This is a genomic window from Chitinophaga sp. 01L420, from assembly GCF_056399985.1.
Genome location: NZ_JBFTSK010000027.1, coordinates 39397 through 54257 on the forward strand (window position 1 = coordinate 39397; position 14861 = coordinate 54257).

The following is a 14861-nucleotide window of genomic DNA, read 5'->3' on the forward strand; positions in this document are numbered from 1 at the left end:
CTATTTTATTTTAGCTGTAGTTACGGGCATATCCAGCAATTCACAGCCTTCAATTTTGAGGTCCCATATCTGTCCCCGGCAGTACCCCTTTATTAACAAGGGACTGCCCTTCACAAGGTTCACTTCCTTATGATTCGATGGAAAACATTTAATGGCATGAAACCGGTCATTACTCCTCAGGAGCATATATACAGCTCCCATTGGATCCAGACCCGTACCAATATAGGTTCCCGTGATATAAACCGTTTTATTGGTATACTTTTCATTGGCTTCGGGATCATTGGAAAGATAGAGCTTTTGTAATGCCATGACACCGATCGGGTACTGCAGGCATTTGCCAATACTGGTATCTTCAGGAGAAACATCCAGCACGATGTTAGCGGAGTCACTCAGAGAGACGGTATCTGGCTGGTGAAAAAAATACCATGCAATTACTCCTGCTACGAGGAGTAGTAATAATCCGACTGTAACAGTTATCAGACGACTGGACCTGTGATAGGTATTGGAGGTAATCTTCGTCATCATTTGAGGTTTTGGGATATAGCGGTTGTAAAGGTATCGACAAAATTGTATGACAGGCTTTGCTTAACTAATGTATAACAAAAAAAGACCCGTTACGGTTCAATCGTAACGGGTCTTTTTACTATTAGTATGCCCTACTAACCTGGGCAGGGTTATTTTAAACTCGCGATATCAATCACAAACCGGTACTTCACGTCTCCTTTCAACATGCGCTCATAAGCCGTATTGATTTCATTGATATTGATCACTTCCACATCACTGGTAATATTATGCTCGGCACAATAGTCCAGCATCTCCTGTGTTTCACGGATACCACCAATCAATGACCCCGCAATACTACGGCGACCCATGATCAGGTTGAAAGCCGGTACTATAGATGGTTCCGGAGGAACACCCAGGCAGATCATCACCCCATCCAGGTTCAACAAATTCAGATAGGTAGTATAATCATGTGGTGCAGAAATAGTGTTGATAATAAAATCAAATTTGCTCCGCAATTGTTTCACCTGCTCTTTATCGGTCATCAGTGCAAAATGATGAGCGCCGAGTCTTTTAGCATCTGCTTCTTTGGAAGGAGAAGTACTTAACATAGTCACCTCTGCCCCCATAGATGCCGCCAGCTTTACCGCCATATGGCCCAAACCGCCCAAACCTACTACTGCTACTTTATGGGCTTTGCCAACTTTCCAGTGACGCAGGGGAGAATAAGTAGTAATGCCAGCACATAATAATGGCGCTACACCTTCCAGTGGTAATTTATCAGAAATCTTCAGGGTATATTTCTCATCTGTTACAATATGCGTCGAGTAGCCGCCGTAAGTATGTGTTTTACGATCCATCTCATACCCGTTGTAAGTACTGGCGCCGCCGGTTACACAGTATTGCTCTTCACCTGCTTTGCAGGGATCACATTCGCGGCAGGAGTCTACAAAACAACCAATACCTGCCAGATCTCCTACTTTGAAGCGGGTAACATGATCTCCTACTTTGGTAATGCGGCCTACTATTTCATGGCCAGGCACCATTGGGTAAATGGAATTGCCCCATTCATTTCTTACCTGGTGTATATCGGAATGGCATACACCGCAATATAAAATTTCAATCTGTACATCATGCGGACCGGGTTCTCTGCGCTCAAAGTTCCATGGACCCAGCGGTGAAGCAGCATCCTGCACAGCGTAAGCTTTTGTTGCAATCATGGTGTAAAATTTTAGGCCCCGAAGCTACGTAATTTGTATAATTCGGGATAAGTTCACCTCCGCACTCCCGTCTTTTTACCTTTTTTTCAATAACTTATACTGTAAATCCCCTCATCGCATCTTTACTTTTGATATAAAATAATAGAATCATGGAACTCAATTTAAAAGGAAAGGTCGCCATTGTTACAGGTGGCAGTAAAGGTATAGGCAAAGGCATTGCCACGGCTTTACTGAAGGAAGGCGCTATTGTGGTAATCACCGCCCGCAATGCAGATGAACTGGAAGACACTGCCGCCATGTTCCGCTTACAAGGTAATGAGGTATTGGCAATAGTAGCGGATATGGCAAAAGAAGCTGACCTGCAGCGCCTTGTCACCACTACCATACAGCAATACGGACATATAGATATACTCGTAAATAATGCAGGTGGTATAGATGCTTTTGGTCCGCTGGAAACCATTACAATGGATCAGTGGCGACGTATTTTTGAAGTGAATTTCTTTGGCCAGGTAGCACTCACCAACCTGGTGATCCCTCATCTGAAAAAACAAGGTGGTGGACGTATCATCAATATCTCCTCCGAAAATGCAGAGCAGCCTGATCCTAACATGGGCCACTATAATGCTACCAAAGCTGCACTGAATAATTATTCCAAAACCCTATCGCAGAATTATGGTAAGGATAACATACTGGTGAACACCGTTTCTCCGGCATTTATTAAAACACCTTTGGTAGATGATATGCTGGAAGGCATCTCCAAAGAAAAAGGTATTTCCATCGCGGATGCAGCTAAACAGTTCCTGAAAGAAAACCGCCCTTACCAGGTGCTGGGGCGGGTAGGATTGCCGGAAGAAACTGGCGGTATCGTGGCTTTTCTGGCGTCAGATCATGCGGCTTTTATCACAGGTGCCGTATTCCGGGTGGATGGAGGATCTGTAGGAACAGTGTAAATTACAGGTATGCTCAGCTATTGGGAAAAACAAAGTCTTTTACAATACGACTATATCATCATCGGCAGTGGTATAGTAGGGTTGTCTGCTGCCATCAGTCTGAAGGAAAAGGCGCCGCAAAGCCGTGTAATGGTGCTGGAAAGGGAAGTGCTGCCTACCGGCGCCAGCACAAAAAATGCAGGCTTTGCCTGTATTGGAAGTCTCACCGAAATCCTGGCTGATCTGCAAACCATGCCGGTGGAAGCGGTACTGAACCTGGTAACCCTTCGGTTGTCTGGTCTGCGTTTACTACGTAAGCGTTTGGGAGATGACCGTATCGGATATCGTGAAAATGGCAGTTTTGAACTCATCGGCTCCCGGGAAGAATGGGCGCTGCAGCAACTCCCCGAAGTCAATAAAATACTGGGTAGCCTGTTCGGTGAACAGCCGGCCTTTACACGAACAGATGAAAAGCTGACAGCTTTTGGCTTTGAGCGGGAATACATCAAAGCACTTATCCGTAATAATTTCGAAGGCGAACTGCATACCGGTAAAATGATGCGTGCCCTGATAGACACGGCTATCGCCTGCGGCGTGGAAATTAAAACAGGATGCACCGTGAGCAGCATCGAAGATTTTCATACAGGGGTGAACGTTATTGTGCCCAATCATACTTTGAAAGAAGACATTATATTCACCGCCCATAAAGTACTGATCTGTACCAACGCTTTTACCCGGCAGCTGCTGCCGGAGGAAGAGGTGGTGCCAGGCAGGGGACAGGTGCTGATCACCTCGCCTGTGAAGGATTTGCCGTTTAAAGGCATCTTTCACCTGGAAGAAGGGTATTACTATTTCCGGGAGCTGGATGGTCGGGTACTGCTGGGCGGTGGCCGTCAGCTGGACTTTACCGGCGAAACCACCACCGAATTTCATTTCAACGATCGTATTCAGCACGAGCTGGAAGCGTTACTGCATACTATCATCCTGCCCGGCCGAGAGGTAACGATCGCCGACCGGTGGACAGGTATCATGGCTTTCGGCAAAACCAAACAACCTTTGGTGAAAGCACATACAAAGAATGTCATTATGGGAGTGCGCATGGGAGGAATGGGCGTAGCCATCGGATCTATGATCGGAGAGCAGATTGCAGTGATGGCGCTGAACAGTTAGAGCCTGATGGAACTACTGATCTGAAACACTAATAGCTAAAAGCTGTATCCTATCCCAAACACCAGACTATAATCCGACTTCGAAAATATTTTCGCCGGCGGTTGATTATCATAGCTATTATAAAATATCAGGTTCACGCTAAAAGTGTCTATGATATCGTAAGCCGCGCGGATCAACCCTTCTCCCCGTATTCTTCCTCCTTCATTCAATCCAGCAAAAACACCCTGCACCAGCTGCAACCGGAAATTATTATCCTTCAGGAGATAGAGGTTATATTGTAAGATGATGGGCGCTTCCAGCAAGCCTTTGTGAAAAGTTCCCTGGAAAGCACTCTCCTGGGTGGTCACTACACCGGCTATCAGTTGGGCATCCATATGTTGCCGGACCAGGAACTGATGGCCTATGCCGGCACCTTCTATAAATCGTTTGGACGTTCCCAGTTCCAGGTTACGCTGATAACTGAATATCCCCGCTACCTGCCAGGACGCGGTAAAATAATAGCCTGGTGTAAGCCATACATACTCCCGGATCCTTTTGGTACCATCGGAAGTAAACCCGGTAATACCACTCATATTCAGATCCCCTGTAAACCGGCCGTCGAAGTAACGGATATCGTTATACGCATTTAATACTCCCAGGGAGGCAGATTTTGTGAAGACATACCCCAACGCCAGGGTACCGGACAGGTTATGAAAGAAGCCTGTATCATAAGAGGCAATAACAGATAGTTCCTTCAGTGGAAGCAATAGCGTATCGGTGCCCGTAAGGATCCTGACCATACCACTATCTGCTTTGGCCAGTGTGCCGTAATACACCATATTCCGGATGGTCGTGATCCGGTAGGAATAGGAGCTGGCAGCCAGCGTGCTTATTTTATAAGTACTGATTTCCTGATCGTCCAGTTCATCGGAAGAAAAAGAAATCATACCTCTTTCCATATGATCAAGCTCACCGGATAGCTTTAAGCCGGTTTTGAAATACAGCGTGTCGGCAGACTGGGCCTGCAAGGCACCACTGCATAACAACCATACGAGGGTGAGCAGTAAGAGGGGCTTATGTAAAAGGGAAAAAACTTCTTCCATAATAACCTCCAAACACGGCCACTGGCCAAAATGTTTGTGCACTCCGATCGGCCCTCCCAAATAACAGAGTAACAGCAAACGGTAGGCTAACAGCTAATAGCTAACAGCTAACAGCTAAAAAAAAGCTTGCTTCCCGAATATCTCTTTTCTATATTTAAATTTTATTTCCACGCTATCAGGCATTCAGTTGACCATTCCCACCTCATAAACGAAAGGAAATCAAGCTGAAAGAATATTTATTATAGTGTTTACAGGTACCTTTTGTGTAAGTAAAGGGTATTAATTGTTTCTTTTTTTATAAACAAGCTATGACAAGTAATTTAAATCAATAGTTTTATCATCCGGAGAACCGCGGCAGCTGTCGCGGTTTTACTTTTCGCGTTAAAAAAAAACTTTGTAAGCGTATTTTTTACATTTATTATGTATATTGATTCGCTAAATTTTTTATAACCACGTTTGAACGTTATGCAAACAAAATCCTTACACATCTTTGATTACCTGGTATTCCTGGTATATTTTGTAATAGTGGCAGGCTATGGCTACTATATTTATCGCCGGAAGAAGAAGGCGACCACGGATTCGAAAGACTTTTTCCTCGCGGAAGGATCTCTTACCTGGTGGGCAATTGGTGCCTCCCTGATCGCTTCCAACATTTCTGCGGAACAATTTATCGGGATGTCCGGAAATGGTTTCAGTATAGGATTAGCCATTTCTACTTATGAATGGATGGCTGCTGCCACGCTGATTGTGGTAGCGGTATTTTTCCTGCCCATTTATCTGAAGAACAAGATCTATACGATGCCCCAGTTCCTGGAGCGAAGGTATAATCAAACCGTAAGTACCATTATGGCCGTGTTCTGGCTGTTGTTGTATGTGGTGGTAAACCTTACCTCTATCCTGTACCTTGGTGCATTGGCGGTATCTACTATTTCCGGTATTAACTTTTATGTCTGTATGGTGGCACTGGCCTTCTTTGCCATCCTCATTACACTGGGAGGCATGAAGGTGATTGGTTATACGGATGTAATACAGGTGTTCTTCCTTATCCTGGGTGGTCTGGCTACTACTTACCTCGCCTTACAGCTGGTATCCGAGCATTTTGGTACTACAGGTGTACTGAAAGGCTTCTCCCTGATGACCCAACATGCCAGCGAACATTTCCACATGATCCTGCACAAGGAAAACCCCAAGTACCTGGATCTGCCCGGATTGAGTGTATTGATTGGCGGTATGTGGATTGTGAACCTGAACTACTGGGGTTGTAACCAGTATATCACGCAACGTGCACTGGGCGCGGATCTGAAAACAGCACGCAGTGGTTTACTGTTTGCCGGTTTCCTGAAATTGCTGATGCCTGTGATCGTGGTATTGCCTGGTATTGCGGCTTATGTACTGTATTCTCAGAACCATGGCGATTTTGCGCAGTCCATGATGAAAGGTGGCTCGCTGAATGCAGATAATGCTTACCCGGTATTGCTGAACCTCCTGCCTGTTGGGTTGAAAGGTCTGGCATTTGCTGCACTCACAGCGGCGGTAGTAGCTTCTCTGGCAGGTAAAGCCAATAGTATTTCTACCATTTTCTCTTTGGATATCTATAAGAAGATATATAACAAAGAGGCCGATGAGAAGAAGATTGTAAGTGTAGGCCGTTTGGTGGTGGTAGTGACTATGATCATTGCGATCGTGATTTCCAACTTCCTTGGTATTGATAAAAAAGGAGGCTTCCAGTTTATCCAGGAATACACCGGTTTTGTATCCCCGGGGGTATTTGCTATGTTCGCCCTCGGATTTTTCTGGAAACGTACTACTTCCAGCGCGGCGATGTTTGCGATGATTGGTGGTTTACTGCTCTCTTTCTTCCTGAAATTTATGCCGGCATGGGTCAACCTGGAGCCTCTGCACCAGATTGGTTTCTCCGCATTAAACCCGGACAGCGGCTTATGGGAAATGGCTTTCATTGACCGTATGGGCCTTGTGTTTGTGGTATGTGTAATTGGTATGGTGATCATTACCCTGAGCGATAAAGCCAGCGCTAATAATCCAAAAGGTCTGGCGATCGACAGCAGCATGTTCAAACCCAATATGGGCTTCACTGTTGGTGCATTGCTCATTATAGGTATACTGATCGCGTTGTATACGGTGTTCTGGTAATAGAAACATTTTGTTATTTTGTTGCCGGTCATTTCCCGGTTCTGAGCTGTTAATCGGAACCGGGAAATATACTGGTCTTATATTGATGATCGCTAATTTTTCACGTTATGTACTTTATTGGATACGATATTGGGTCCTCATCTATCAAGGCAGCCTTGCTCAATGCCGATACCGGCGTTTGCGTAGCTACTGCTACCTGCCCTGAAAAAGAGATGGCCATTGATGTGCCTCACCCAAGCTGGGCCGAGCAAAATCCGGATAGCTGGTGGCAGGAAATCATTAATGCCACAAGGATTTTGCTAAATCGATTTACGGTAGCTCCGGAACAGATCAAAGGAATAGGTATTGCCTATCAGATGCATGGGTTGGTATGTGTGGATAAAAACCAGCAGGTATTAAGACCCGCCATTATTTGGTGCGACAGCCGTGCCGTAGACATCGGCAACGCTGCTTTTAAAGCACTGGGAGAGCAATATTGTTTGTCACACCTGTTGAACTCACCCGGCAACTTCACCGCCTCCAAACTGCGCTGGATCCAGGAAAACGAACCGCATATCTATGAGCGCATTCATAAAGTAATGCTGCCCGGCGATTTCATTGCCATGAAATTAACCGGTGATGCCTGCACCACTATTTCCGGTCTTTCTGAAGGCACCTTCTGGGACTTCGCGGAAAACAGTGTATCCAAAGCATTGCTGAAACATTATAATATTGACGAAAACCTGTTGTCCGCCGTGGTACCCACTTTTGGGGTGCAGGGACAACTAACCGCTACTGCCGCAGCCACGCTGAAACTGGCTCCAGGCATACCAGTCACCTATCGTGCCGGTGATCAGCCAAACAATGCTTTCTCTCTCAATGTACTGCAACCCGGTGAAGCTGCTACTACCGCAGGTACTTCAGGCGTGGTATATGCTGTGCATGACAAAAATAGTTTCGACCGCCAGAGCCGTGTTAATGCGTTTGTACATGTTAATAACGATGACGCACATACGAGAAACGGCGTGCTCATGTGTTTGAACGGTACAGGTATTGCCAACAGCTGGCTGAAAAACCTGGTAGGGGATATCACCTATCCCGAAATGAATGCCCTGGCTGCGCAGGCGCCCATCGGCGCGGACGGTCTGCAGGTATTTCCTTTCGGCAACGGCGCCGAACGAATCCTGGAAAACAGGAGTATAGGCGCTACCGTTAGTCACCTGAATTTCAACCGCCACCAACGCCCACATATGATGCGTGCAGTACAGGAAGGTATTGTATTCGGGCTCAACTATGGCATGGATATCATGGCGGAAATGGACCTGAACATTCACCGTGTAAGGGCAGGTCATGCCAACATGTTCCTCAGCCCCCTGTTCCGGGAAGCATTTGCCAATACCGCCAATGTTGTCATAGAATTATATAATACAGACGGCGCCCAGGGCGCTGCCCGCGGAGCCGCGGTAGGAGCAGGCTATGTAAGTACTGCAGATGCTTTCCGCGGCATGGAATGCCTGTCTGTAATAGAACCGGATGCTGCCCTGCAATCACAATACCGTGATGTATACGGCAACTGGCTAAACGGACTGCGTACTTTGATGCATTAACGGAAACATATAAGTCAAGCATTTTAAAAAACCACACTAGTTATGAGTATTACATTAGGAAACAACGAGTATTTTAAAGGGATTGGTAAAATACAGTTTGAAGGAGTACAGTCAGATAATCCACTTGCCTACAAATGGTATGATGAAAACCGCATCATTGCCGGCAAATCCATGAAGGAACTGTTCCGCTTCGCAGTATCTTACTGGCATACCTTCTGCGGTACCGGTGGAGATCCTTTCGGTCCGGGTACTAAAAACTTCCCCTGGCTGGCATCAGCTGATGCAAATCAGAGCGCGAAAGACAAGATGGACGCAGCTTTTGAGTTCATCACCAAAATGGGCCTTCCTTACTATTGCTTCCACGATGTGGATCTGGTAGATGAAGGCGCTAACATAGCAGAATACGAAAGCCGTATGCAGCAGATCGTTGCTTACGCAAAACAAAAACAACAGGCCAGCGGCGTAAAACTGCTGTGGGGAACCGCTAATGTATTCAGCAATCCACGCTACATGAATGGTGCTGCTACCAACCCCGACTTTGCTGTACTGGCATACGCAGGTACACAGGTGAAGAACTCCCTCGATGCTACTATCGCATTGGGTGGTGAAAACTATGTATTCTGGGGCGGTCGCGAAGGTTACATGACCCTGCTGAATACAGACATGAAACGCGAACAGGAACACCTGGGCCGTTTCCTTGGTATGGCCCGCGATTATGCGCGTGCACAGGGTTTTAAAGGTACTTTCTTCATCGAACCTAAACCTTGCGAACCTACCAAACACCAGTACGATTATGACGCAGCTACCGTAATCGGCTTCCTCCGTCAATATGGCCTGGATAAAGATTTCAAATTAAACCTCGAAGTAAACCACGCAACACTGGCAGGACATACCTTCCAGCACGAATTACAGGTAGCCGTAGATGCAGGCATGCTGGGTAGCATCGACGCCAACCGCGGTGATGCACAGAATGGCTGGGATACAGACCAGTTCCCAACCAACCTCAATGACCTCATCGAAAGTATGCTCGTTATCCYGGAAGCAGGTGGATTTGCAGGTGGTGGCGTTAACTTTGATGCTAAAACACGCCGTAACTCTACCGACCTGGAAGATATCTTCCACGCACACATCGGTGGTATCGATACTTTCGCAAGAGCTGCGATCGTTGCAGAAAAAGTGCTGACAGCCACCCCCTATAAAAAATTCCGTCACGATCGTTACGATTCTTTCAACAGCGGTAAAGGCCAGGAATTTGAAGCCGGTAAACTGACACTGGAAGACCTCCGCAACTTTGCAGCTGCAAATGGAGCGCCTAAACAAACCAGCGGTAAACAGGAATGGCTGGAAAATCTGATCAACGCCAGCATCTGATGATGTGGTAAATAATATAACAGCAAGCATCTGTCCTACAAGGCAGATGCTTGTTCGTTTAATCCCTTCATCTCAGTAAAATTTTTATTATTTTGTCTGGAATTCAAAATATTGAACAATGAAATTTGGCATCCATTCTTTTAAAGAAGCAGGATTTGATATCATCGCATTACAGGATCTGACAGCAGGAACACAGGTGGAAATCATCCCTGCCTACGGCGCACTGCTGCACGCATTTAAGGTAACGCGCCAACAGGAAACCCTCAACCTGATCGACAGTTATAAAGATCTGTCTGACCTGGAAGCAAATCTTCGCATCAGCTTCAAAAGTGTAAAACTGAGCCCTTATGCCTGCCGCATCAAGGATGCACAATATACCTGGGAAGGAACTTCCTATAGCATTCAGAAAACGCTTGCTCCCGGCAATGCCATCCACGGCTTATTATACGATGCACCTTTTACTATTACCGCACAACAGGCAGATGATCAACAGGCAACGGCTACCCTGACACACCATTTCAAGCAAACAGATGATGCAGGATATCCTTTTGCTTACGATTGCATTGCTACGTTTACACTGCGCGCCAATAATGAGCTGCAGATGAATACCACCATCATCAATCAGAGCAGCAGTACCATTCCGGTAATGGATGGTTGGCATCCCTACTTCAGTACCGGTACACATGTAGATGAACTGGAACTTACTTTTGCCTCCAAACAAATAGTAGAGTTTAACGAAAAACTATTGCCTACCGGTAATCTCCTGCCATACACAGAATTTGTTGCAGGTAAATCGCTGAAAGGGGTAGAACTCGATAACTCCTTTATACTGGACCAAAGCAAGGCACAACCGCTGGCCACAATCCACGATCCGAAGAAAAATATCAACATCGCATTCTATCCCGGTAACAACTACCCGATACTGCAAATATATATTCCACCTCACCGCACCAGCATCGCAGTGGAGAACCTCAGCGGCGCGCCGGATGCCTTTAACAATGGGCTTGGACTGGTTCAGCTGGCTGCAGGTGAAAGTCGTGTTTTTGATACCCGTATCCAGGTATCCTTGTGACCTTGTTTGGCGGATGGCATAGTTGTTGGCTTCCCTCCTTTGTAAGTAACCAGATTATATCACCATATAAATTGAAAAATTATGGACAAGTTACAGATCAAAGGAAAGTGGAATGAACTCAAAGGTACCCTCAAACAGAAGTATGCAGATTTAACCGACGATGACCTGTTATATGAAGAAGGTCAGGAAGATAAGTTGATCGGAAAACTTCAGCAGAAATTGGGTAAAAGCCGTGAAGAAGTGATCAGTTTACTGAAATCAGCCTGATTGGTATATATCCTGAAATGCAATTACAACAATCCTTCTGCCATCGGCAGAAGGATTTTGTTTTTTAACACCGGGGCATTTCCTTTAATTTGTAACTTCAAATAAGGATATGAACAATGTCCATATTGATCTGTTTGTAAGGAGAGGAAGGGATTCAACAGTTAAATTTATTATACTCTATATGAAGGTTTTATTACGCATCATAGCATTGGGCTGTATTTTCAGTATGGCATTTRCTCCCCTGGTGAATGCACAGGTGACGGTTACAGGGATGATTTCGGACAGCAATAAACTGGTGCTACCCTATGCCACTGTCAGCAACCTTAACTCCGGCAAACGTTCGCTCTCCGATCAGGGCGGATATTATAAAATAACCGGTAACCGCAACGATCGCATCGTTATCACATTTGTAGGCTATGTACCGGATACGGTGATCGTGACCCAAACAATGGGTACCCAAACGACTAATGTAATCCTGGTATCTGCCGGTAAATTTCTGAAAGGGGTGGAAGTTACTTCTCAGTATTCACCCTACCAGATAGATTCTATAGAAAGACGTAACCAGTACGGTTATATTCTCGATAAGCCCAACCAGCAGCTGGCCGGTGGTAGCACACCACAGGGGGCCGGTATCGTCATTAGCCCTATCACCCGCTTCTCTAAAAAAGAAAAACAAAAACGGCAGTTTAAGACGAATTATGAGAAGATGGAAAAAGAAAAGTATATCGACTCCCGCTTTACACCAATACTGGTAAATAAAGTAACAGGCCTTACCGGTGACTCCCTTCAGTTATTTATGCGGGATAATTATCCTGATTATAATACCATGCGTACTATCGGAAACAATGATCTGCTTTATTGGATCACAGATAAGTACAAAGCGTGGATAGCGAAACAGCATTAAGCTTTTAGCCATTAGCCATTAGCTTTTAGCTTTTAGCAAAAAATGCAGCGTAGATCATATCTACGCTGCATTTTTTGCTAAAAGCTAAAAGCTAATGGCTAAAAGCTATTTCAATTATAGACCTTCACCATATATACAAAGTCTTCGAGTTTCTTAATCTGATCCACCCTGTTCATCCCGTCCAGGTGGCTTTTATGACTCCAGTCTTTCCGGGCCTGCTTGTCTTTCGGCATTTCATCCAGCAGGTGTTTGAGATGGGCAGACTTTACCGCAAAGGCAATACCATCGGAGGTAGTTTGTTTGCCGGTAACGATACCTACTACATCACCTTTGCTGTCGAGCAGGGGAGCGCCGCTGTTACCGGGATTCACCGGAATGGATACCTGGTAGGCAGTAGTATCGCCGTTAAATCCTGTTTTGGCGCTGATATAACCTTTGCCATAAACAATTTCATCGCGGGGGAAGCCCATAGTAAATACTTCTTCACCCAGTCTGACATTCTGTGGTTTTAAAGCGTAGGGCAGTGGTTGACTTTTAAAAGTGGAGTCAGCTATCTTTAATATGGCCAGGTCACTGGAAATATCTTCAAATATGCTCACTGCTTTAAAAGCCTCTCCTTTATTATTTTGAACATATACAGAGTCGGCGCCGGCTACTACATGATAGTTGGTGACGATATAACCATTGCCGGATACCGCGAAACCAGTACCACCATAGGTGCCGGGGTTTAACGGTGCCTTGCTTTTACTGTTCATATCATTAATGAGTGCATTCTGAGAGCGTTGAATATTATTCAGCACTCGTCTTACATCTTCATATTGAGCAGTAGATTTATTCCTGGCTACATTCTGTATTACCGCGATGGTAGACAGAGAGGTGACCAGAGCAATACAGGCGGCAGCTGCCAGGTTGGTGATGGTTCTGCGGCGGATAGACAATCTTTTTGCAGCCTGGTTTCCTTCTTGCGCTTGTTTGCGGAGAGTAGGCATATCCAGTTGCTGATGTATCTTTTCCAGTTTGGCCTGTAAGTTTTGTCTTTGCCCATAATTCCCCAAGTGCTGTAGAAACAACTGATGTTCTTCTACTTGCCGGTTAATCAACGGGTTAGTACGGCGTAATTCATCGAAAGCAGTTTTTTCCTGTTCGCTCATTTCCCCTTCCAGGTAACGCTCAATTTCACGTAATAAGATCATATCTTCTTTCATGGCTGCTTTCTTCTTATAATGGTGTATTGTACTGATCAAAAAATAACTTCTTCAAACGCATCAGACACTTATATTTCTGGTTCTTGGCATTTTCAGCGTTGGTGTATCCAAACTTCTCCGCTATTTCCTGCATCGATTTCTTGTGCAGGTAATAATCTTCGAGGATGGTTTGGCAGGGCTGACCAATACTGCTCATCGCCCCTTCCATGATCCTGAATTCCTGATCCCTGGCATAATGTTCTTCCAGTTCCTCTGTAGCAGGAATAACTTCTTCCAACTCAGGGGTTAAGGAGTATAGTCCATAAGTGCGTTGAACTTTTTTAAGCCACAGGTGGCGGCAAACCGAATAAAGGAAGGTTTTGAGCCTGCTGCTGAGCGTAAAATCATTGTTTTGCACCTTTTCATATAAGACTATAATAGCCTCCTGGAACACATCTTTGGCATCATCTTCTGAACCGTTGTGCTGAAGGATCATTCTCAAAACCACCGGAAAATTCTCTGAATAGATGATTTCCAATGACTTATCTTCACCTTTTGCCAGTCCCAGCAATAATTCCCTATCTCTTGTTATGTCTTGATTTTGCTTCACTCTTAATACAGTTATTAGGCATTTGGTAACCCAAAGTACCGAAAAAAAATATTTTTAAAAGTTTGGGTTACCTTTTAGGTGATCCCGGTATAAAGGTTAAATCATTCAAAAAACAACTTAAATAATTGTATCATGAAGAACGTAATTAAAATCGGTTTCCTGGCTCTGTCTTTCGGTATTTTCGCAGTTGCTTGCGGTGGTGGTGCTGCAAAAACTGAAGGTGATTCTACAGCTACTGCTGCTAGCAATGTTATCGATTCAGCTGCAAAAACTGCAACCACTGCTGTTGATTCAGTAGCTACTGCTGCTAAAGCAACCGTTGATTCTGCTGCTAAAACTATCGATTCAGCTGCTGCAAAACACTAATTTAACTTTAGGTTTTATAAATAACCGTCCCGGCTTGGCCAGGACGGTTTTTTTGTGCCCGGTAGATTTATAGATCACGTTTTCTTGAAAGTTATTCAATAAATGCCCTTTATTATTAAAAAAAGTATATTTTTTGATATTACCCCTTGGATAATTAAAATCGTGCCGTATTTTTGTTCTACACTCAAAAGGATTACAATAATTACATGAAACAACAAACGACTTTTGGATTTTTTGGCTTTTATTATTTCTGGTACCAGAAATAGGAAGGTCGTTTGTGTAAAATAAAAGATACTACAAAAGGGCCTTCCGGTAAATCGGAAGGCCTTTTTAATAACATTAATAAACAGTAGGTATATGTTACAGCCAGCTTTAGGCAATTCTTTTTTTTATTACTTCTCTTACTTCTTTTATGCGAAGAAGCAGGGGACTCGTTTGCAATAATATA

At 44.8% G+C, this 14861-nt stretch carries 14 protein-coding genes; 9 read left to right on the plus strand and 5 right to left on the minus strand.

Going from position 1 to position 14861, the window contains the following annotated elements:
* The gene (locus tag AC1DP6_RS23140; RefSeq protein ID WP_477056948.1) at window positions 1–525 is read right to left on the minus strand and encodes a hypothetical protein; all 525 of its coding nucleotides are present in this window, start codon (window positions 523–525) and stop codon (window positions 1–3) included.
* Between the two features lie 149 nt (window positions 526–674).
* Window positions 675–1721, minus strand: coding sequence for an NAD(P)-dependent alcohol dehydrogenase (locus AC1DP6_RS23145; protein WP_477056949.1), 1047 nt, complete (start codon window positions 1719–1721; stop codon window positions 675–677).
* A gap of 149 nt (window positions 1722–1870) precedes the next feature.
* On the opposite strand from AC1DP6_RS23145, the gene AC1DP6_RS23150 reads away from it, so the two are divergent.
* Window positions 1871–2671 carry an SDR family NAD(P)-dependent oxidoreductase gene (locus tag AC1DP6_RS23150; RefSeq protein ID WP_477056950.1) on the plus strand — a complete coding sequence of 267 codons (801 nt, stop codon included), beginning with the start codon at window positions 1871–1873 and terminating at the stop codon, window positions 2669–2671.
* A 9-nt stretch (window positions 2672–2680) separates the two neighbouring features.
* A complete protein-coding gene (locus tag AC1DP6_RS23155) occupies window positions 2681–3820 on the plus strand; it encodes an NAD(P)/FAD-dependent oxidoreductase (protein ID WP_477056951.1) in 1140 nt (379 codons plus the stop codon).
* 35 nt (window positions 3821–3855) lie between these two features.
* Here the strand turns inward: AC1DP6_RS23155 and AC1DP6_RS23160 are convergent, their stop codons facing one another.
* Complete coding sequence (locus AC1DP6_RS23160; RefSeq protein ID WP_477056952.1) at window positions 3856–4902, minus strand: DUF481 domain-containing protein; 1047 nt, start codon at window positions 4900–4902, stop codon at window positions 3856–3858.
* Window positions 4903–5367: 465 nt separating this feature from the next.
* Between AC1DP6_RS23160 and AC1DP6_RS23165 the strand changes: the two genes are divergently transcribed.
* From AC1DP6_RS23165 to AC1DP6_RS23190, 6 genes are all read left to right on the plus strand, one after another.
* Window positions 5368–7053 (plus strand): sodium/sugar symporter, encoded by a 1686-nt coding sequence (locus AC1DP6_RS23165; protein ID WP_477056953.1) that lies wholly within the window; start codon window positions 5368–5370, stop codon window positions 7051–7053.
* A 107-nt stretch (window positions 7054–7160) separates the two neighbouring features.
* On the plus strand, window positions 7161–8639 hold the full coding sequence (locus tag AC1DP6_RS23170) for a xylulokinase (protein WP_477056954.1): 1479 nt from the start codon (window positions 7161–7163) through the stop codon (window positions 8637–8639).
* A gap of 42 nt (window positions 8640–8681) precedes the next feature.
* Window positions 8682–10010 (plus strand): xylose isomerase, encoded by a 1329-nt coding sequence (gene xylA, locus AC1DP6_RS23175; protein WP_477056955.1) that lies wholly within the window; start codon window positions 8682–8684, stop codon window positions 10008–10010.
* 118 nt (window positions 10011–10128) lie between these two features.
* Window positions 10129–11082: an aldose epimerase family protein gene (locus AC1DP6_RS23180; protein WP_477056956.1), complete on the plus strand. Its 954-nt coding sequence runs from the start codon at window positions 10129–10131 to the stop codon at window positions 11080–11082.
* A gap of 81 nt (window positions 11083–11163) precedes the next feature.
* Complete coding sequence (locus AC1DP6_RS23185) at window positions 11164–11349, plus strand: CsbD family protein (RefSeq protein WP_133810180.1); 186 nt, start codon at window positions 11164–11166, stop codon at window positions 11347–11349.
* 181 nt (window positions 11350–11530) lie between these two features.
* On the plus strand, window positions 11531–12253 hold the full coding sequence (locus AC1DP6_RS23190) for a carboxypeptidase-like regulatory domain-containing protein (RefSeq protein ID WP_477056957.1): 723 nt from the start codon (window positions 11531–11533) through the stop codon (window positions 12251–12253).
* 110 nt (window positions 12254–12363) lie between these two features.
* Here AC1DP6_RS23190 and AC1DP6_RS23195 read toward each other — a convergent pair whose 3' ends face one another.
* Together AC1DP6_RS23195 and AC1DP6_RS23200 are read right to left on the minus strand one after the other, a co-directional pair.
* On the minus strand, window positions 12364–13497 hold the full coding sequence (locus tag AC1DP6_RS23195) for a S1C family serine protease (RefSeq protein WP_477056958.1): 1134 nt from the start codon (window positions 13495–13497) through the stop codon (window positions 12364–12366).
* Window positions 13472–14047: an RNA polymerase sigma factor gene (locus tag AC1DP6_RS23200; protein ID WP_477056959.1), complete on the minus strand. Its 576-nt coding sequence runs from the start codon at window positions 14045–14047 to the stop codon at window positions 13472–13474. Before AC1DP6_RS23200 ends, AC1DP6_RS23195 begins: the two co-directional genes overlap by 26 nt.
* A gap of 132 nt (window positions 14048–14179) precedes the next feature.
* Here AC1DP6_RS23200 and AC1DP6_RS23205 point away from each other — a divergent pair, with 132 nt between their 5' ends.
* The gene (locus AC1DP6_RS23205; protein WP_477056960.1) at window positions 14180–14413 is read left to right on the plus strand and encodes a hypothetical protein; all 234 of its coding nucleotides are present in this window, start codon (window positions 14180–14182) and stop codon (window positions 14411–14413) included.
* The last annotated feature ends 448 nt before the right edge of the window (window positions 14414–14861 follow it).

Coding starts and splice junctions, on each gene's coding strand:
- AC1DP6_RS23145 (WP_477056949.1), bottom strand. CDS start 1,721: ATGATTGCAACAAAAGCTTACGCTGTGCAGGATGCTGCTTCACCGCTG.
- AC1DP6_RS23155 (WP_477056951.1), top strand. CDS start 2,681: ATGCTCAGCTATTGGGAAAAACAAAGTCTTTTACAATACGACTATATC.
- AC1DP6_RS23180 (WP_477056956.1), top strand. CDS start 10,129: ATGAAATTTGGCATCCATTCTTTTAAAGAAGCAGGATTTGATATCATC.
- AC1DP6_RS23160 (WP_477056952.1), bottom strand. CDS start 4,902: ATGGAAGAAGTTTTTTCCCTTTTACATAAGCCCCTCTTACTGCTCACC.
- AC1DP6_RS23140 (WP_477056948.1), bottom strand. CDS start 525: ATGATGACGAAGATTACCTCCAATACCTATCACAGGTCCAGTCGTCTG.
- AC1DP6_RS23185 (WP_133810180.1), top strand. CDS start 11,164: ATGGACAAGTTACAGATCAAAGGAAAGTGGAATGAACTCAAAGGTACC.
- AC1DP6_RS23205 (WP_477056960.1), top strand. CDS start 14,180: ATGAAGAACGTAATTAAAATCGGTTTCCTGGCTCTGTCTTTCGGTATT.
- AC1DP6_RS23170 (WP_477056954.1), top strand. CDS start 7,161: ATGTACTTTATTGGATACGATATTGGGTCCTCATCTATCAAGGCAGCC.
- AC1DP6_RS23150 (WP_477056950.1), top strand. CDS start 1,871: ATGGAACTCAATTTAAAAGGAAAGGTCGCCATTGTTACAGGTGGCAGT.
- AC1DP6_RS23165 (WP_477056953.1), top strand. CDS start 5,368: ATGCAAACAAAATCCTTACACATCTTTGATTACCTGGTATTCCTGGTA.